The 19,256-nt window shown below is 52.6% G+C and carries 16 protein-coding genes; 13 read left to right on the top strand and 3 right to left on the bottom strand.

All coding sequences use genetic code 11. The features are described 5' to 3' along the window. Position 1: 1 nt before the first annotated feature. Entirely contained in the window at positions 2 to 874 is an 873-nt protein-coding gene (locus CPA50_RS08790) for an NAD(P)-dependent oxidoreductase (protein WP_179397171.1), read from the bottom strand. A 135-nt stretch (positions 875 to 1,009) separates the two neighbouring features. Then, positions 1,010 to 2,284 carry a citrate synthase gene (gene gltA, locus CPA50_RS08785; RefSeq protein WP_096782015.1) on the bottom strand — a complete coding sequence of 425 codons (1,275 nt, stop codon included), beginning with the start codon at positions 2,282 to 2,284 and terminating at the stop codon, positions 1,010 to 1,012. A gap of 481 nt (positions 2,285 to 2,765) precedes the next feature. Here gltA and sdhC point away from each other — a divergent pair, with 481 nt between their 5' ends. The 13 genes from sdhC (at position 2,766) to rluB (ending at position 17,963) form a co-directional block, all read left to right on the top strand. After that, a complete protein-coding gene (gene sdhC, locus CPA50_RS08780; RefSeq protein ID WP_096782014.1) occupies positions 2,766 to 3,143 on the top strand; it encodes a succinate dehydrogenase, cytochrome b556 subunit in 378 nt (125 codons plus the stop codon). After that, complete coding sequence (gene sdhD / locus CPA50_RS08775; protein ID WP_227519535.1) at positions 3,134 to 3,481, top strand: succinate dehydrogenase, hydrophobic membrane anchor protein; 348 nt, start codon at positions 3,134 to 3,136, stop codon at positions 3,479 to 3,481. The genes sdhC and sdhD overlap by 10 nt, the downstream gene beginning before the upstream one ends. A gap of 3 nt (positions 3,482 to 3,484) precedes the next feature. Continuing rightward, entirely contained in the window at positions 3,485 to 5,257 is a 1,773-nt protein-coding gene (sdhA, locus tag CPA50_RS08770) for a succinate dehydrogenase flavoprotein subunit (protein WP_096782013.1), read from the top strand. 14 nt (positions 5,258 to 5,271) lie between these two features. Continuing rightward, positions 5,272 to 5,976 (top strand): succinate dehydrogenase iron-sulfur subunit, encoded by a 705-nt coding sequence (locus tag CPA50_RS08765; protein WP_096782012.1) that lies wholly within the window; start codon positions 5,272 to 5,274, stop codon positions 5,974 to 5,976. 314 nt (positions 5,977 to 6,290) lie between these two features. Further along, positions 6,291 to 9,128, top strand: coding sequence for a 2-oxoglutarate dehydrogenase E1 component (locus CPA50_RS08760; RefSeq protein WP_096782011.1), 2,838 nt, complete (start codon positions 6,291 to 6,293; stop codon positions 9,126 to 9,128). 25 nt (positions 9,129 to 9,153) lie between these two features. Then, on the top strand, positions 9,154 to 10,365 hold the full coding sequence (gene odhB, locus CPA50_RS08755; protein ID WP_096782010.1) for a 2-oxoglutarate dehydrogenase complex dihydrolipoyllysine-residue succinyltransferase: 1,212 nt from the start codon (positions 9,154 to 9,156) through the stop codon (positions 10,363 to 10,365). Positions 10,366 to 10,400: 35 nt separating this feature from the next. Further along, positions 10,401 to 11,843 (top strand): dihydrolipoyl dehydrogenase, encoded by a 1,443-nt coding sequence (lpdA, locus tag CPA50_RS08750; protein WP_096782009.1) that lies wholly within the window; start codon positions 10,401 to 10,403, stop codon positions 11,841 to 11,843. A gap of 195 nt (positions 11,844 to 12,038) precedes the next feature. Further along, a complete protein-coding gene (gene sucC / locus CPA50_RS08745; RefSeq protein ID WP_096782008.1) occupies positions 12,039 to 13,205 on the top strand; it encodes an ADP-forming succinate--CoA ligase subunit beta in 1,167 nt (388 codons plus the stop codon). Then, positions 13,205 to 14,077: a succinate--CoA ligase subunit alpha gene (sucD, locus tag CPA50_RS08740; RefSeq protein ID WP_096782007.1), complete on the top strand. Its 873-nt coding sequence runs from the start codon at positions 13,205 to 13,207 to the stop codon at positions 14,075 to 14,077. The genes sucC and sucD overlap by 1 nt, the downstream gene beginning before the upstream one ends. Positions 14,078 to 14,196: 119 nt before the next feature. After that, entirely contained in the window at positions 14,197 to 15,411 is a 1,215-nt protein-coding gene (locus CPA50_RS08735) for a tryptophan--tRNA ligase (protein WP_096782006.1), read from the top strand. After that, positions 15,374 to 16,204 carry a segregation and condensation protein A gene (locus CPA50_RS08730; protein ID WP_096782005.1) on the top strand — a complete coding sequence of 277 codons (831 nt, stop codon included), beginning with the start codon at positions 15,374 to 15,376 and terminating at the stop codon, positions 16,202 to 16,204. Before CPA50_RS08735 ends, CPA50_RS08730 begins: the two co-directional genes overlap by 38 nt. Positions 16,205 to 16,250: 46 nt before the next feature. Next, positions 16,251 to 16,892 (top strand): SMC-Scp complex subunit ScpB, encoded by a 642-nt coding sequence (gene scpB / locus CPA50_RS08725; RefSeq protein ID WP_096782004.1) that lies wholly within the window; start codon positions 16,251 to 16,253, stop codon positions 16,890 to 16,892. Positions 16,893 to 16,931: 39 nt separating this feature from the next. Then, a complete protein-coding gene (gene rluB / locus CPA50_RS08720; protein WP_096782003.1) occupies positions 16,932 to 17,963 on the top strand; it encodes a 23S rRNA pseudouridine(2605) synthase RluB in 1,032 nt (343 codons plus the stop codon). A gap of 29 nt (positions 17,964 to 17,992) precedes the next feature. Here rluB and CPA50_RS08715 read toward each other — a convergent pair whose 3' ends face one another. Beyond that, positions 17,993 to 18,919, bottom strand: coding sequence for a GGDEF domain-containing protein (locus CPA50_RS08715; RefSeq protein WP_096782002.1), 927 nt, complete (start codon positions 18,917 to 18,919; stop codon positions 17,993 to 17,995). Positions 18,920 to 19,256 lie beyond the last annotated feature (337 nt).

Here is a 19,256-nt window from a genome sequence, read left to right as displayed (position 1 = left end):
CTCACCTGAACTTCCGCAGTCTTTCAATCAGCGAAGATGTATCCCAGCGTTTTCCGCCCATTTCCTGAACATCGCCATAGAACTGGTCAACCAGGGCGGTGACTGGTAATGATGCCTTGATTTTCCGCGCCTCATCCAGGCATATGCCCAGATCCTTGCGCATCCAGTCTACGGCAAACCCATGTTCAAACTCGCCTTCAATCATGGTTGCGGATCGATTTTCCATCTGCCACGACTGAGCGGCGCCTTTTGAGATCACATCCACGACTTTTTTTACGTCGAGGTTTGCCTGTTCAGCGAAATGCAGGGCCTCAGACAGCCCCTGTACTAGACCGGCTATGGCAATCTGGTTCACCATTTTGGTTTTCTGTCCGCTGCCAGCCGGTCCCATCAGGTTCAGGGCTTTGGCGTAATGTTGTAACAGGGGGTGGGCTTTGGCGTAGTCCGACTCGGTACCGCCACACATGATCGTAAGCTGGCCGTTTTGTGCTCCCTGCTGGCCTCCGGAAACCGGTGCATCAATAAAGCTCATCCCGACTTTGAGTGAAGCTTCAGAAAGTCTCTCGGCAACTCCTGCTGATGCAGTTGTGTGGTCCACCAGGATGGTACCGGGCTTTCCATGGGCCAGAATGCCGTCATCGCCCTCATAAACAGCAATAAGGTCTTTGTCTGCGCCCACACAGGTCAATACAAAATCAGAGCCTTTCACAGCCTCCGCAATAGTCTCACAGGCGGTCCCTGTGTACTCCTTTGCCCACTGTGAGGATTTTTGTTCTGAGCGGTTCCATACCCGGACGGTAAGGCCTGCCTTGGCGAGATGGCCAGCCATCGGATATCCCATAACACCAAGGCCGATGAAGGTTACTGTAGTCATTATTGTCTCCTTTTTTAGTTATGGGGCTTAAGTTAGCACAGAGTTCAGGAGTTGCCGGGCCAAAACCCTGTATTTGTATTGGTCACAAAAAAAGGCCGCTGAATCAGCGGCCTTCTGGCTTTCGGGTGTGCAGGATTACTTTTTCGGGTAATCCCTTGCTGGGAAGCCGGTATAGAGCTGACGAGGGCGGCCAATGCGATAGTCGCCACTGACCATTTCATTCCAGTGTGAGAACCAGCCGATCGTACGCGACATCGCGAAGATGACCGTGAACATGGAAGTCGGGATTCCGATTGCCTTGAGAATCAGGCCGGAATAGAAGTCCACGTTCGGGTAGAGCTTGCGTTTGACGAAATACTCATCTTCCAGAGCAATCTGCTCAAGGCGCTGAGCAATTTTCAGCAGTGGGTCGTTTTCCAGTCCCAGCTCGCTCAGAACTTCGTGTGCGGTTTCTGCCATTACCTTGGCGCGCGGATCGAAGTTTTTGTATACCCGGTGGCCAAAGCCCATGAGACGGAAGGGATCGTCTTTGTCCTTGGCCTTCGCAATAAAGGTATCAATGTTGTCTACGTCGCCGATTTCCGCGAGCATATCGAGAACGGCTTCGTTAGCGCCGCCATGAGCCGGGCCCCAGAGTGCTGCGATGCCAGAGGCGATGCAGGCGTAAGGGTTGGCACCGGTTGAGCCGGCCAGGCGTACTGTGGACGTTGACGCATTCTGCTCATGGTCTGCGTGCAGAATGAAGATTTTGTCCATGGCTTTAGCCAGGATCGGATTCGGTTTGTATTCCTCGCAGGGAACGCCAAACATCATCTGCAGAAAGTTCTCGGAATAGGAGAGGTCGTTTCTGGGATACACAAACGGCTGGCCGATGCTGTACTTATAGCACCAGGCCGCAATTGTGGGCATTTTGGCGATCAGGCGGTGGGCAGTAATTTCCCGCTGATGTGCGTCTGTAACGTCCATCTGGTCGTGATAGAACGCAGAAAGGGCGCCAACAACACCGCACATGATGGCCATAGGGTGCGCGTCCCGGCGAAAGCCGTGGAAGAAATTGCGCATCTGGTCATGCAGCATGGTGTGGTTTTTGATGGTGTTGTGGAACTGCTTGTTCTCTTCGGGGGTAGGCAGTTCGCCTTTCAGTAGCAGGTAGCAGGTTTCAAGGTAATCTGAATGCTCTGCGAGCTGTTCAATCGGGTAACCCCGGTGCAGGAGAACGCCGTTCTCACCATCTATATAAGTGATGGCCGACTCGCAGGCGGCTGTAGAAACAAACCCCGGGTCGTAAGTGAAAACGCCTTGCTGGACTAGGCCTCGTACGTCGATGACGTCAGGGCCAACGGTGCCGGAATAAACCGGTAGCTCAATGGACTTGTCCCCCACCGAGAGCGTGGCTTTCCTGTCGGTCATAGTGCTCTCCTGTTTATCAGCTTTAGCAGCATGCGCTGCCTTTATAGTTGCGCTAGAAGGCGCGTATTATCGCAAAACTGGCGGCAAAATATAGGGTGTTGGCTTTTTTTGTCAATGAAAGAGTGGGGAAATATTGTGTTCCTGTAGTTGTTGTAAATCAGGGATATCACGAATAACGCGGCTTCAGGCCGTAAAAAGTATTTGTCAATACGCCTTATGGCTTGCCCTGATGCTGTATCTTCAATGCTTTGGCGTGGGTTGCCCGTTTGTAATTATACGGGCGCCTCCTTATAATCCCTAGCCCAGATTTGGGGATTCATCTTTTTCATGGGCGCTTGTGTACAGTGAGCTACCTGATGGGTGTCCACCCTCCTGAACCAATCGGCTGCCGATTTCGTATCGAACATCCGATCCTTACATACAAACCATCCGCCACCGGTTCGCCGGCTCCGCGGTACTAGAAAGAGAGTGTGAGAGCGCTGTGAATAGCAAACGACCAGTAAATCTCGATCTCGGCAAGTTTCATTTTCCGCTGCCTGCCATTACGTCCATATTGCACCGAGTAAGCGGCATCATCATTTTTGTTGGTGTTGCGTTCATGCTTTATGGGCTTCAGCTTTCCCTTTCCGGGGAAGAAGGCTTCAGTCAGGTTAGTGATTTGCTGAACAGCTTCCTTGCCAAGCTGATTACCTGGGGCATTCTGTCTGCTCTGCTTTACCATCTGGTTGCTGGTATCAAGCACCTGCTCATGGATATGGGTATTGGTGAAGAACTGGAGAGCGGGCGTGCTGCCGCCAAAATCACAATTGCAGTTTCCGTCATCCTCATCGTTCTGGCAGGAGTCTGGGTATGGGCATGAATAGTGTGACCAATATTGGCCGTAACGGCGTCCAGGACTGGATTATTCAGCGGGTTTCGGCTTACGTTCTGGCCTTTTATACGTTGTTTTTGCTTGGTTTTTTTGCAACAACCGATGTTGATTTCCAGGTGTGGCAGGCTCTGTTTGATCAGGCGTGGTTCAAGATCTTTACGTTGTTGGCGCTGCTTTCTATCGGGGCTCATGCATGGGTCGGGCTTTGGACCGTTTCTACCGACTACATCAAATCAGCAGTGCAGCGCTTTCTGTTTCAGGCAGCGTTCATTCTGGTGATTTTTGTGTATGTGGTCTGGGGTATTCAGATTATTTGGGGGCTTTAATCGATGTCTAATATCAAGACTATGTCGTACGACGCGATTGTTATCGGCGGCGGCGGTGCCGGTATGCGAGCGGCCCTGCAGCTGACCGAGTCCGGTGTTAAAACGGCTTGTATTACAAAAGTATTTCCTACCCGGTCACATACGGTATCAGCCCAGGGTGGTATCACCTGTGCAATTGCAAGTGCTGATCCCAACGATGACTGGCGCTGGCACATGTATGACACCGTTAAGGGGTCTGACTACATTGCCGATCAGGACGCAGTTGAGTATATGTGTTCCGTAGGTCCCCAGGCTGTTTTCGAGCTTGAGCACATGGGTCTGCCGTTCTCGCGTACCGAGCAGGGCCGGATTTATCAGCGTCCGTTTGGCGGGCAGTCCAAAGGTCCGGATAACCCTACCCAGGCAGCGCGCACATGTGCGGCGGCTGACCGTACTGGTCACGCGCTCCTGCACACGCTGTATCAGGCAAACCTCAAGGGTGGTACTACCTTCCTTAATGAGTGGTACGCCGTAGATCTGGTCAAGAACAGTAAGGATGAAGTTGTTGGTGTTGTAGCCATTGAGATTGAAACTGGCGAAGTGGCCTACATCAAATCCAAGGCTACGGTTCTGGCAACTGGCGGCTCGGGCCGTATTTATGCCTCTACTACCAATGCTCTGATTAACACTGGCGATGGTATTGGTATGGCGCTGCGTGCGGGCTTCCCGATGCAGGATATGGAAATGTGGCAGTTCCACCCAACGGGTATCTATGGTGCCGGTACGCTGGTAACCGAAGGTTGCCGGGGTGAGGGTGGTTACCTGATCAATTCCGAAGGTGAGCGCTTCATGGAGCGTTATGCTCCAAACGCAAAAGATCTGGCTGGCCGCGATGTGGTCGCGCGCTCCATGGTTATCGAGATCCTTGAGGGTCGTGGCTGTGGTCCGGAGAAAGATCACGTACTGCTGAAGCTGGATCATTTGGGTGAAGAAACCCTGAACCTGCGTTTGCCTGGTATCTGTGAGCTGTCTCGTACTTTCGCTCACGTGGACCCGGTGAAGGAACCGGTTCCTGTTGTGCCTACCTGCCACTACATGATGGGTGGTGTTCCCACCAACGTAGGTGGTCAGGCATTGACTCAGGATGAGAATGGTAACGATAAGCCGATTCCTGGTCTGTTTGCCTGTGGCGAAGCGGCGTGCGTATCCGTTCACGGGGCTAACCGTCTGGGCGGGAACTCTCTGCTGGATCTTGTTGTCTTTGGTCGTGCTGCTGGTCTGCACATTGAAGAGCAGTTGCGTGGTGGCTTTGAGGTAGATGGCGCCAGTGATGAAGATATCAAGCGCGCGATGGCGCGTCTGGATCGTCTGAACAGCACCACTGAAGGAGAGAGTGTTGCAGAGGTTCGCAAGGATCTTCAGAACTGCATGCAGCTTTACTTCGGTGTGTTCCGTGACGGCAAGAGTATGGAAGAGGGCTTGAAGAAGCTCGAGTCTATCGGTGAGCGTGTTCGTAACACCATGCTGACAGACAAGAGCAGTGCGTTCAATACGGCGCGTATCGAGGCGCTGGAGCTGGACAATCTGTATGAGGTGGCTCTGGCTACTGCGATTGCCGCAAATGAGCGTAAAGAGAGCCGTGGTGCTCATGCCCGTAACGACTTCACCGAGCGTGACGACGAAAACTGGCTGAAGCACTCTCTCTACTTCCCGCTGGATAAGCGTATTGGCAAGCGTGATGTTAACTTCTCGCCTAAAACTGTCGATACCTTTCAGCCGAAAGTCCGGACTTACTAAGGGGAACGTACATTATGTTGGTAAGCCTTTACCGTTATAACCCGGAAACTGACAACGCCCCATACATGCAGGACGTCGAAGTTGAACTCCCGGCCGGAAAGGATCTGATGGTCCTGGATGTGCTGAATCTCATTAAAGAGAAAGATGCGTCAATGGCCTATCGCCGCTCATGCCGTGAGGGTGTTTGTGGGTCTGATGGCATGAATATGAATGGCAAGAACGGCCTGGCGTGTATCACGCCAATGTCTCAGGTTGTCAAGAATGGCAAGCTGGTGCTGCGTCCGTTGCCTGGCCTGCCCGTTATTCGTGATCTGGTTGTCGACATGAGTCTTTTCTACAAACAGTATGAAAAGGTAATGCCGTATCTGGTGAACGATAAGCCTGCGCCTGCTATTGAACGTTTGCAGACGCCGGAAGACCGCGAAAAGCTGGATGGCCTGTACGAGTGTATTCTCTGTGCATGTTGTTCAACGTCGTGTCCATCGTTCTGGTGGAATCCGGATAAGTTTATTGGTCCGGCCGGGCTGTTGCAGGCGTATCGCTTTCTGGCAGATAGCCGTGACACTGCTCAGGCTGACCGTCTTGCGAATCTGGATGACCCGTTCAGCGTTTTCCGTTGCAGGGGCATTATGAACTGTGTCAGCGTTTGCCCGAAAGGCCTTAACCCTACAAGGGCAATTGGCCATATTCGGAACCTTCTGCTGCAGCGGACTGTTTAGGCGGCAAAGTTGAAGGCAGACGCTATACTTATCTGTTCAGGATGAAAGCTGAAGGCCTCGCATTTGTGCGGGGCCTTCAACCAAAGGCTTATAGTCAAAAGTATTAACCGTGTGCACACTACGCAAGCCGTGGCGGAAATTTATTCTGTTTTCTTGCGGCGTTGCTGAGTACAAAAAAATCATTGGGGAACGGAAGACATCCGTGTTGGGTGTGGTTGCCATAGTCGATCCCGTAAAAACCCGTATTGACTGATAACCACCCCTGGCCGACCATACCGGGCTTCCCCGCACCAGCCCAAGGTGAGCTATTCAAAATGCAAGAAAGCATCATGGAGCAGTTATGGCAGACGTCCCACTTACAGGGTGGAAATCTGGCCTACGTTGAGCAGCTTTTTGAGACCTACCTGACAGATCCTAATGCCGTTCCCGAAGAGTGGAGGAGCTACTTTGACAAGCTCCCCAGCGTTGACGGCAACCATGGTCGTGATGTCAATCACTCTTCTATCCGCGAGCAGTTTGAACACATATCCCGGAATCAGCGTTTTCTCGCGAATAATGGCGTGCCAGTCAGTGCAACGTCGGATGCTGATAAAAAGCAGACCCGTGTTCTCCAGCTTATTAATGCTTATCGCTTTCGCGGTCATCAGGAAGCAAAGCTGGATCCTCTTGGGGTCTGGCAGCGCCAGAAAGTAGAAGATCTCGATCCCTCGTTTCATGAACTGTCGGAATCTGATCGTGATCTGACTTTTCAGACCGGCTCCCTGAGCTTTGGTTCTGAAACCATGAAGCTCGGTGATATCGTCGATGGACTGCGGCAGACATATTGCGGCAGCATTGGCGCCGAGTATATGCACATAGTTGATACCCGCATTAAGCGCTGGTTTCAGCAGCGTATGGAGCCTGTTCGCTCCGAGCCGGGTTATGAGACCAATACCCGCAAGCATATTCTCGAACGTCTGACGGCGGCTGAAGGTCTGGAGAAATACCTTGGTTCCCGTTACCCGGGTGTCAAGCGTTTCGGGCTTGAGGGTGGTGAGAGCCTTATCCCTTGTATGGACGAGCTTATCCAACGCGCTGGGCACTACGGCGCCAAGGAAATTGTGCTGGGTATGGCCCACCGAGGCCGACTGAACGTTCTGGTAAATACTCTCGGTAAGAACCCGACAGAACTGTTTGATGAATTTGAAGGTAAAAAGCTCGCAGATTCAGGCTCCGGTGACGTCAAATATCACCAGGGTTTTTCATCCAATGTGATGACTGAAGGCGGCGAAATACACCTTGCAATGGCGTTTAACCCATCGCATCTGGAAATCGTATCTCCGGTGGTTGAAGGCTCTGTTCGTGCCCGCCAGACCCGCCGCACTGACACTCAGGGTAATCAGGTAGTTCCGGTTATCATGCACGGTGATGCAGCGTTTGCGGGCCAGGGCGTCGTCATGGAAACCTTCCAGATGTCCCAGACCCGTGGTTTCGGCGTGGGTGGTACCATCCATATCGTTATCAATAACCAGGTCGGCTTTACTACCAGCAAACAGGAAGACGCCCGCTCCACAGAGTACTGCACAGACGTCGCCAAAATGGTGCACGCACCGATACTTCACGTGAATGCGGATGATCCTGAAGCGGTAGTGTTTGTTACGCAGATGGCAATGGACTATCGCAACGAATTCAAGGGCGATATTGTTATCGATCTGGTCTGCTACCGGCGTCGTGGGCATAACGAGGCCGATGAGCCTGCTGCAACCCAGCCGGTGATGTATGACAAGATCCGTAAGCTGAAAACGACCCGTACTCTTTATGCTGAAAAGCTGATCGCTGCCGGTGTGATTTCCGAAAGTGAAGCCAAGCAGATGGAGAATGACTACCGTGATGCTCTTGATAACGGCGAGCATGTGGTCAAATCTCTTGTTAAAGAACCGAACAAGGATCTGTACGTTGACTGGACACCGCACCTTGGCCATGAGTGGACAGCCAAGTGTAAATCCAGTGTTGCCCTGAAAACGATCCAGAGACTGGGTAAAAAACTGACTCAGGTTCCGGAAGGGTTCAGCATTCAGCGTCAGGTTTCCAAGATTGTTTCTGATCGCGAGAAGATGACTGCTGGCGCATTGCCGATTAACTGGGGTTATGGCGAGATTATGGCCTATGCCACACTACTCAACGAAGGCCACCCGATCCGGTTGACTGGTCAGGATGTTGGGCGTGGAACCTTTTCTCATCGCCACGCGGTATTGCATAATCAGAAAGATGGCTCCAGGCACATAGCCCTTGCCGAGCTTTCCGATAAGCAGCCGAAGTTCGAGATTTATGACTCGCTGCTTTCTGAAGAAGCGGTCATGGCGTTTGAATACGGATATTCAACCACCACACCGGATGCGCTTGTGGTTTGGGAGGCCCAGTTTGGTGATTTCGCAAACGGCGCCCAGGTTGTTATTGACCAGTTCCTTACCAGTGGTGAGCATAAATGGGGTCGTTTGTGTGGCCTGACCTTGCTGTTGCCACATGGCTATGAAGGGCAGGGGCCTGAGCACAGCTCTGCGCGCCTTGAGCGTTTCCTGCAGTTGTCTGCAGAGCAGAATATTCAGGTTTGTGTGCCGACTACGCCATCGCAGGTTTTCCACATGCTGCGCCGGCAGGTCAAGCGTCCACTGCGTAAGCCGTTGATTGCTATCACGCCCAAGAGTCTTCTGCGTCACAAGGAAGCGACATCTGATCTGGAAGATCTGACATCTGGTACCTTCCAGACTGTTCTTCCCGAGAAAGAGTTGTCTGATGCCAAAAAGGTTAACCGGATTATTCTTTGCAGCGGCAAGGTCTATTACGATCTGCTGGAAAAGAAAAAGACCGATGAGCGTGATGATGTTGCCATTGTGCGTATTGAGCAGCTGTATCCGTTCCCCGGAGAAGATCTGGATGAAACCCTGGCCCAGTATACTAAGCTGAAACATGCCGTATGGTGTCAGGAAGAGCCCATGAACCAGGGTGCCTGGTATTGCAGTCAGCATCACATGCGTAATGCGCTGCAACGCCTGAATCCCAAGCTTCATCTTCAGTACGCCGGTCGTGAGGCTTCGGCTGCTCCGGCAGCAGGGCATATGTCTGTTCATATTGAAGAACAGAAAAAACTTGTTAACGACGCGTTTGAAATCTGACGAGCTACCGAATTAAGGAACTGTAATGTCTACTGAGATTAAAGCACCCGTTTTCCCGGAGTCGGTCGCAGAGGGTACCGTCGCGACCTGGCATAAACAGCCTGGCGAAGCTTGTTCACGTGACGACCTGATTGTTGATATCGAAACCGATAAGGTCGTTCTTGAAGTGGTTGCGCCAGCTGACGGCGTGATCGAAGAGATCATTAAAGGCGAAGGCGACACCGTGGAAAGCGGTGAACTTGTCGGCAGGTTCAAAGCTGGTGCTGTGGCCAGTGCCGGCGCTGACAATACTGCCGGTGCCGACAAGAGTGAAGCCAAAGCTGAGCAAAGTGCCAGTTCTGAAGACGCTATTCTGAGTCCGGCTGCACGTAAGCTGGCAGACGAGAATGGTGTTGATCCTGGCTCCGTGAAAGGTACAGGAAAAGACGGAAGAGTCACTAAAGAAGATGTTCAGAATCATGTAGATAGCGCCAAGTCTTCAGGTGGCTCCGTGAAAGCCCCGGCCGCCATGCCTGAAGTCAATGTTGCTGCAGGTGAGCGTCTGGAAAAACGCGTACCCATGACCCGTCTGCGTGCCAGCATCGCCAAGCGTTTGGTGAATGCGCAGCAGACAGCTGCCATGCTGACGACCTTTAATGAGGTCGACATGGGTCCCATCATGGAGATGCGCAAGCAATACCAGGAAAGCTTTGTTAAGCGCCACGACATCAAGCTGGGCTTTATGTCGTTCTTCGCCAAAGCCTCTACCGAAGCCCTGAAGCGTTTCCCGGCCGTTAACGCGTCTATTGACGGTAACGACATGGTTTATCATGGCTACCAGGATATTGGTGTTGCCGTCTCTACGGATCGTGGTCTGGTTGTTCCGGTACTGCGTGATGTTGATGCGATGGGCCTTGCAGATATCGAGAAGAAGATTGTTGAGTACGGTACCAAGGCAAAAGGCGGCAAACTTGCAATTGAAGATATGACCGGTGGTACGTTTACTATTACCAACGGTGGTATTTTTGGATCGCTGATTTCCACGCCGATCCTTAACCCGCCGCAAACGGCTATTCTGGGTATGCACAAAATCCAGGAGCGGCCGATGGCTGTTAATGGAAAGGTAGAAATCCGTCCGATGATGTACCTTGCGCTGTCCTATGATCACCGCATGGTCGATGGCAAGGAAGCGGTACAGTTCCTTGTGGCCATCAAGGACATGCTCGAGGATCCGGCGCGTATTCTGCTGGACGTCTGAGCCGACATTTAACGAATCAGAAAACAGGATCAACTATGTCTGATAAGTACGACGTAATCGTCATTGGCGCCGGCCCGGGAGGCTATGTTGCTGCCATTAAAGCTGCTCAGCTTGGCCTGAAAACCGCATGTGTCGAGTCGTGGAGCTCGAAGGATGACCAAAGCCAGGTGCTTGGTGGTACCTGCCTGAACGTAGGTTGCATCCCATCCAAAGTGTTGCTGGAAATTTCTCACAAGTTTGAGGAAGCGAACCACGACTACGAAATGCAGGGCATCATCGCCAAGGATGTCAAAATGGACATCGCCAAGATGATGGAGCGCAAAAGCGGCATTGTTAAGCAGCTCACTGGCGGTATTGCGGGACTATTCAAGGCTAACGGTGTTACCGCTATCCATGGTCACGGGAAGCTTCTGGCCAATCGTCAGGTTGAAGTTGCCGCTCCGGATGGCAGCACAAAAACCTACGAAGCTGACAACGTAATTATTGCTACTGGCTCCAAGCCTATTGAAATTCCGCCTGCACCGATGACCGAAGGCTACATTGTCGATTCGGAAGGTGCTCTGGAGTTTGGTGAGGTTCCCAAGCGCCTTGGTATTATCGGTGCGGGTGTTATTGGTCTCGAATTGGGCAGTGTCTGGGCGCGTCTGGGTTCCGAAGTTACCATTCTGGAAGCTCAGGATACCTTCCTGCCTGCTGTAGATCAGCAGATAGCCAAGGAAACGCTGAAGCAATTCCGTAAGCAGGGCCTGAACATTGTAATGGGCGGCCGTGTAACCGGTGCCGAGGTCAAGCGCAAGCTGGTTTATGTGAATTACGAAGACAGCGCCGGTAAACAGGAATTGAAAGTCGACAAGCTGATTGTTGCGGTTGGCCGCCGGCCATATACCGACAATCTGCTGGCTGCCGACTCGGGTGTCAACATGGATGAGCGTGGTTTCATCTTTGTTGATGACACTTGTAAAACCGAAGCTCCGGGTGTCTGGGCAGTTGGTGACGTTGTTCGTGGCCCAATGCTCGCACACAAAGCCTCGGAAGAGGGTGTTATGGTTGCGGAGCGTATTGCCGGCCATAAACCCCAAGTCAATTATGACTGCATTCCTAATGTTATCTACACAGCGCCTGAAGTGGCCTGGGTAGGTAAAACGGAAGAGCAGCTGAAGTCTGAAGGTGAAGCCTACAAAGTTGGTACTTTCCCATTTGCGGCTAACGGCCGTGCGATGGCTGCAAACTCAGTCGCGGGCATGGTGAAAATCATTGCCGATGAGAAAACTGACCGGATTCTTGGCTTCCACGTTGTAGGGCCTCAGGCATCGGAAATCGTTGCCCAGGGTGTTATTGCCATGGAATTTGGCTCCAGTTCAGAAGATCTGGCGTTGACCTGTTTTGCACACCCGACTCTTTCGGAGTCTGTGCACGAGGCGGCGCTTGCGGTTGACGGTGGTGCTATTCACAAAGCGAACCGTCGCAAAAAGAAGTAACGCAATCCAGGAAACAGGGGCGCCAGTGATGGCGCCCCTTTACCATAGAAAAGGGCTGATTTCCGGTTGCGATCGTGGTGAGCTGAGGTGATCCCCTGCTCACCGAAATGAATCCGTATTAACTGCTTCCTTTGTGGGAGTGGCGGGTTCACTTCCGTACGTGGTTATCCTCCATCAAAAAGCGGGACACTAACTATGAATTTGCATGAATATCAGGGCAAACAGCTTTTCGCTGAATATGGCTTGCCTGTATCACAGGGCATCGCCTGCGATACCCCGGATGAAGCTGTAGCAGCTGCAGAGAAAATTGGCGGAAACAGCTGGGTAGTCAAAGCCCAGGTTCACGCTGGCGGCCGCGGTAAAGCTGGTGGTGTAAAGCTGGTCAAGAATACTGACGATATCCGCGCGTTCGCGGAACAGTGGTTGGGCAAGCAGCTGGTTACTTTCCAGACTGACGAGCATGGCCAGCCAGTCAGTAAAATTCTTGTTGAATCCCTGACTGACATCGACCAGGAACTGTACCTGGGTGCAGTTGTTGATCGCGGTACTCGTCGCATCGTATTTATGGCTTCTACGGAAGGCGGTGTTGAAATTGAGACCGTTGCAGAAGAAACTCCCGAGAAAATTCTGAAAGCCGAGATTGATCCGCTGGTTGGCGCACAGCCATATCAGGGGCGCGAGCTGGCCTTCAAGCTGGGTTTGGAAGGCAAGCAGATTGGTCAGTTCACCAAAATCTTTTTGGGCCTGGCTAAGCTGTTTGAAGACTATGACCTGGCACTTCTGGAAATCAACCCACTGGTTATTACCCCGGCTGGTGATCTGCACTGCCTGGATGCCAAGATCGGTGTCGATGGCAACGCTTTGTACCGTCAGAAGAAACTTCAGGAAATGCGCGATCCCTCGCAGGAAGATGCCCGCGAAGCAGAAGCTGCAGCCTGGGAACTGAACTACGTTGCCCTTGAAGGTAACATCGGCTGCATGGTTAACGGTGCCGGCCTGGCAATGGGAACCATGGATATCATCAAACTGTCTGGTGGTCGCCCGGCTAACTTCCTGGACGTTGGCGGCGGAGCTACCAAAGAGCGTGTGTCCGAGGCGTTCAAAATCATCCTGTCGGATGATGCAGTGCAAGCCGTTCTGGTTAACATCTTCGGCGGTATTGTCCGCTGTGACATGATTGCTGAAGGCATTATCGGCGCAGTTAAAGAAGTTGGCGTTAAGGTGCCCGTGGTTGTTCGCCTTGAAGGTAACAACGCTGAACTGGGTTCAAAGGTATTGGCTGATAGTGGCCTGAACATCATCGCCGCCAGCAGCCTGGCCGATGCTGCAGAGCAAGTCGTTAAAGCCGCAGGGGGTAAATAATGAGCATCCTGATTAATAAAGACACCAAGGTAATTTGCCAGGGCTTTACCGGCGCACAGGGTACATTCCACTCTGAACAGGCGATTGAGTACGGCACCAAGATGGTTGGTGGCGTTAGCCCGGGTAAAGGCGGTACTGAGCATCTGGGGCTTCCGGTGTTCAACACCGTACGTGATGCCGTAGAAAAGACCGGTGCTCAGGCAACCGTCATCTACGTTCCGGCTCCGTTCTGCAAAGATGCCATCATTGAAGCAGCAGATGCAGGCCTTGAGCTCATCGTTTGCATCACTGAAGGCATCCCGACTATCGACATGCTTTACGCCAAGGAATATGTTGATCGTAAAGGTGTTCGCATGATCGGGCCTAACTGTCCGGGTGTTATTACTCCGGGCGAGTGCAAAATCGGGATTATGCCAGGCCATATCCACAAGCCAGGTAAAGTCGGTATTGTGTCCCGTTCCGGTACCCTGACTTACGAAGCAGTCAAGCAGACCACAGACTTCGGCTACGGCCAGTCTACCTGCGTGGGCATCGGTGGTGATCCGATTCCGGGCTCCAACTTCATCGATATCCTCCGTTTGCTGCAGGACGATCCGCAAACAGAAGCTATCGTTATGATTGGTGAAATCGGCGGTACCGCTGAAGAAGAAGCGGCTGCGTTCATCAAGGAAAACGTCACTAAGCCAGTGGTTTCCTACATTGCCGGTGTTACAGCACCTCCTGGCAAGCGTATGGGCCACGCGGGCGCCATCATCTCTGGTGGTAAAGGTACAGCAGATGAGAAGTTTGCGGCCCTGAACGATGCCGGTGTTAAAACCGTGCGGAGTCTGGCCGATATTGGTAAGGCTCTGAAGGAAGTGACTGGCTGGTAAAGCTGGTTTCTTTCACTAAAACCCCCGTTCTGTCCTGCAGAGCGGGGGTTTTTTATTTATAATGCCGAGTCGTCTGATTTACTCTGGGCGAATCCTATTCAAATGAAGGAGTTTGTGCTTTGAGTTCTGTAGATTCCCAGCAACGGGTTTTGTCTGGTATGCGTCCGACCGGCAAGCTTCATCTCGGTCATTACCATGGTGTGCTGAAAAACTGGGTAAAACTCCAGCACGAATTTGAATGCTTCTTTTTTATTGCCGACTGGCATGCCCTGACGACACAGTATGATGACCCTTCCGGCATCGAACAAAGTGTTTGGGATATGACTATTGACTGGCTGGCGGCGGGCGTAAACCCCGGGTCATCAACCATGTTTATCCAGTCGCAGGTACCTGAGCATGCGGAGCTGCACCTGTTGTTATCGATGATCACGCCTCTGGGCTGGCTGGAACGTATCCCCACCTATAAGGATCAGCAGGAAAAGCTGCGTGAAAAAGATCTCGCAACATACGGTTTTCTTGGCTATCCGCTGCTGCAAACGGCCGATATTCTGATGTATCGTGCGGGTAAGGTTCCGGTAGGTGCCGACCAGGTGTCTCACGTCGAAATTACCCGTGAGATTGCTCGCCGGTTCAACCATCTCTACGGGCGTGAACCCGGGTTTGAAGATCAGGCAGAGTCAGCTATTGTCAAAATGGGCAAGAAGAACGCCAAACTTTATCGCACTCTGAAAAAACGATATCAGGAAGAGGGCGATATGGAGGCACTTGAGACGGCTCGTGCCTTGCTTATGGAACAGCAGAATATATCCATTGGCGACCGTGAGCGTCTGTATGGATACATAGAGGGTGGCGGAAAAGTGATTCTTCCGGAGCCTCAGCCATTGTTGACGCCGGATTCAAAAATGCCGGGTCTGGATGGTCATAAAATGTCCAAATCCTACAACAATTACATTGGTCTGCGGGAAGAGCCAGACAGCGTGGCTCAAAAAGTCCGTACCATGCAGACAGACCCCCAGCGGGTCAGAAGAACGGATCCCGGTGAGCCTGAGAAATGTCCGGTCTGGGGGTTGCATCAGGTCTACTCCGATGCTGAGACCAAAGAGTGGGTTCAGGTGGGTTGCCGTAGCGCCGGTATTGGTTGTCTTGACTGCAAAAAACCGTTGATTGATTCGATTGTAGAAGAGCAGCGGCCTTTGCATGAACGGGCCCGTGAATATGAGGGCAACCCGGATCTTGTGTATTCAATTCTGCAGGAAGGGCGTGAACGCGCACGTGATGCAGCCCGGGATACGCTTGATGAAGTCCGGTCGGCAATGGGTCTCAGTTATCGTTAATCCTGATGGGCCGGGGCAGGCTCCACTGGCGCGGGTTTCCGGGAAGGCGTTGATCGATCTTCCCACTGACCTGTATATCCCGCCAGATGCCCTTGCGGTATTTCTGGAAGCCTTTGAGGGTCCGCTCGATCTGTTGTTGTATCTCATTCGTCGTCAGAATATGGATATTCTGGATATAGACGTGAGCGAAATAACCCGGCAATACATGGACTACATCGGAGCGGTGGAGGCCATGCGCTTCGAGCTGGCTGCAGAGTACCTTGTGATGGCGGCCACCCTGGCAGAAATAAAGTCCCGGATGTTGTTGCCAAGGCACGAAAGCGACGAAGAAGACGAGTCGGATCCAAGGGCTGAACTGATTCGTCGTCTGCAGCAGTATGAACGTTTCAAGCAGGCTGCGGAGGATATCGATGCCTTGCCGCGTATGGAGCGTGACAGCTTTTATGCATCGGCATCTTTGCCGCAGTTACCGTCAACCCAACAGCACCCTGACGTTGATTTCCGGGATATGCTTCTTGCCCTTCGGGGTGTGCTGCAACGGGCTGATCTTTTTACCAGCCATCATGTGGAAAAAGAAAAGCTCTCAACCCGTGAGCGTATGTCAGCCATTTTGTCAGTTTTGCAGGATGATCAGTTTGTCGCCTTCCAGAGCCTCTTCACCGCAGAGGAGGGGAGGCTTGGTGTGGTTGTCACGTTTCTGGCAACGCTGGAACTGGTTAAAGAGCAGTTGATTGAAGTTGTGCAGACAGAAGTGCTGGGTTCTATTCACGTGCGGGCCCGGGCTGCCCGCTAGATTATTCTGTGGCGGGAAACGGCGCATTGAAGAATGGATAGCCATCATGAATGAAGAACACCTCTCCAGAATTCAGGCGATTGCCGAAGCTGCGTTGCTGGCTGCAGGCAAACCTCTCTCTCTTGAGCAGTTGCGGGAACTGTTTACGGAAGATGAACGCCCGGCCAGACAGATTATGGAGCATGTCATGATGCTTCTTGGTGATGCATGTGAGGGGCGTGGATTCGAGCTTCGCAAGGTGGCCAGCGGCTACAGGCTTCAGGTTCGTGAAGAGTTTGCTCCCTGGGTCAGCCGCCTGTTTGAGGAAAAGCCTCCCCGCTACTCCCGGGCATTGCTGGAAACTCTTGCATTGATTGCCTATCGTCAACCTATTACCCGGGGTGAAATTGAAGATATCCGGGGTGTTACGGTAAGCAGCAATATCATTCGTACATTACTTGAGCGAGAGTGGGTTCGCGTCGTGGGACATCGAGATGTACCTGGCCGGCCGGCCATGTATGCGACGACCCGACAGTTTCTGGATTATTTCAATCTTTCCGGCCTGGATAAGATGCCTCCCTTATCTGAGATCCGGGATCTGGAAGAAATAGGCAGAGAAATTGAAAAAAATATTCAGGCCGAGATTGAGTTTGGCTCAACCACGGCAGAGTCCGCCGAGGATAACTCTCCGGACGAGACACTTCACTGATACCATTCGGGTATCAGTCAGCGATTAAGGATTATGTTCATGGCGTCACAACGCCCCGGAAGAAAGGCAAAACCGTCCGCAGATACGGTTACAAATGAAGGTCCGGAGCGGATCCAGAAGCTTCTGTCCCGTGCCGGAATTGGCTCGCGTCGGGAAATTGAGGGCTGGATGGAAGCCGGGCGCCTGACGGTTAATGGTGAGGCCGCAGTGCCTGGCCAGAAAGCAACGGTGAATGACCGCTTCGAACTGGACGAGAAGCGGCTGGAGGTTGCAGCGGGCGCTGCCACTGTTCGTCGGGTGCTTATCTACAATAAGCCCGAAGGCGAGGTGACTACCCGTAAGGATCCCGAGGGTCGTCCGACAGTTTTTGACCGCTTGCCCAGGCTAAAGGACAACCGCTGGATTTCAATAGGCCGGCTGGACCTGAATACCACCGGGTTAGTCCTCTTTACTACCGACGGAGAGCTGGCCAACCGCCTGATGCATCCTTCGAGCCAGATCGACCGGGAATACGCTGTCAGGGTTTTTGGTGAAGTTGATGACGCCATGATTGCACGCCTGATGGCTGGCGTTCTTCTTGAAGACGGCATGGCGAAATTCAGCGATCTCAGCCCTGCCGGTGGCAGTGGAATAAATCGCTGGTTTCACGTTACGCTTCTGGAAGGCCGTAACCGTGAGGTACGGCGTTTGTGGGAGTCTCAGGGTGTGCGTGTGAGTCGTCTGAAACGCGTGCGTTATGGGCCAATTTTTCTGCCCAGCAGACTGACGCTTGGTAAATGGGAAGAGCTGGACCAGAAAGCAGTAGACGCCCTGAGTAAAACAGTCGGACTGGATTCCATAGATATACCCCAGAAAACTCCGGACGAGCAGGCGGCCCATGACCGGCAGAAAAGAAAAAGCCCGGGAAGCGGCCTCAGGAAAGCTGGTAGCCGGCGCTGGGATGTCAGTGATAGCAAACCTTCGCGCAGTAGTGGCTCAGGTAAGCCCCGAAGCGGGGCTGGTAAGCCTAAGGCTGGATCAGGTCGGCCGCGTAAAGCCCATTCAGCAAGCGCGGGTAAATCGGGGCGCTAGTCCGGAACGCTGAGCCTGAAACTGATGGCTCAGCGAATAGTGGCAAACACCTGAGTGCAGTTCCGGCCATGGTCCTTGGCTCTGTAAAGGGCTTCGTCGGCGCGGGCCATCCACTGATTCGCGTTTTCTGCCGGCATATGGCTGGCCACGCCGCAGCTGACTGTTACAGACAACTCAGTACCTCCGCAATCTACCCGAAGACTGGCGACGGCGTTTCGTACGCGGTCAGCTACGTCCCGGGCTTCCTGTACGCCTGTGTGAGGCAGTAAAATAGCGAACTCTTCACCACCGAACCGGTAAACGCTGTCCGAATTTCTGATAGCGGATTCCAGAGTTGCTGCGGTCAATCGCAGCAGGTGGTCCCCCACTACGTGCCCATGCTGATCATTTACCGCTTTAAAATGATCCAGATCGCAGAGAATCAGGGAGTATTCGTGTGCGTGACGCTCAGCAAGCAGGCTTGCGCGCTGAAGTTGTTCATCCAGGGCCCGTTTGTTGGGGATCGCCGTAAGCGCATCGGTCAGTGCCGCCTGTTCGATTGTAATAAACTGACAGGCATTGCGAATCGGGCATATAGCTGCACTGATGACCATCTCTATACCTTGTAATTCATCGTCTGAAAACTTCTGTCTCCGGTTAAGCGTCAGTGATCCGTAGCAAACTCCTTCAAGGTTGAGGCGATACTCACAGCGGTGAGGCCCGCCCATCCCGGTCGCATATACAAAATCCCGGTGTGCTATCTGATGACGATAATTGAGAGCATCAAAGGGGATAACTTCTTGCAGTTCCTCAGCAAGAATACCAAGCTGGGTTTCCAGTGACAGAGTGGTGGAGAGTCGTCTTGTGAGCCTGCTGAAGGTGTCTGGCGTATTCGACCAGTTCTGGTAAGACTGTCGAAGTGCCGCAAGGTCTTTCGGCTGTGAGGTGGGGCGCTGTATCGACGATATGTTTTTCACTGGGGCTCAGTCTCTGGCAAGGTTGATCGCTGGCTTTCGGTAACACAGAGCAGCTTTCGTGCCTGACAAAAAAATTCGCATATGAAACATATAGATGTTGTTGAATCCTGAACCTTGTTGAGGTATTTCACAGCAGGATCAGCCCGAAGCGTCAAAAACACGGCGTTCCTGTCAGGGGGGCAGGGTTTCCCAGGGCATAATGCTCTTTAAGAGGGGGGTGGGGATGGGGAATCCCTGTGTTAAACTGCCTTGCTTAAATCCTCGCCGATTTCAGAAGTGAGCAACATTCCGTATGACGTTTCAGGCTCCAGAAAGTCTCACTGAACAGAGTGTCCGG

This window comes from Marinobacter sp. ANT_B65 (genome assembly GCF_002407605.1).
Lineage (GTDB): Bacteria > Pseudomonadota > Gammaproteobacteria > Pseudomonadales > Oleiphilaceae > Marinobacter.
The sequence above is the reverse complement of the archived record's forward strand: the minus strand, read 5'-3'. Positions and strand labels throughout refer to the sequence as shown.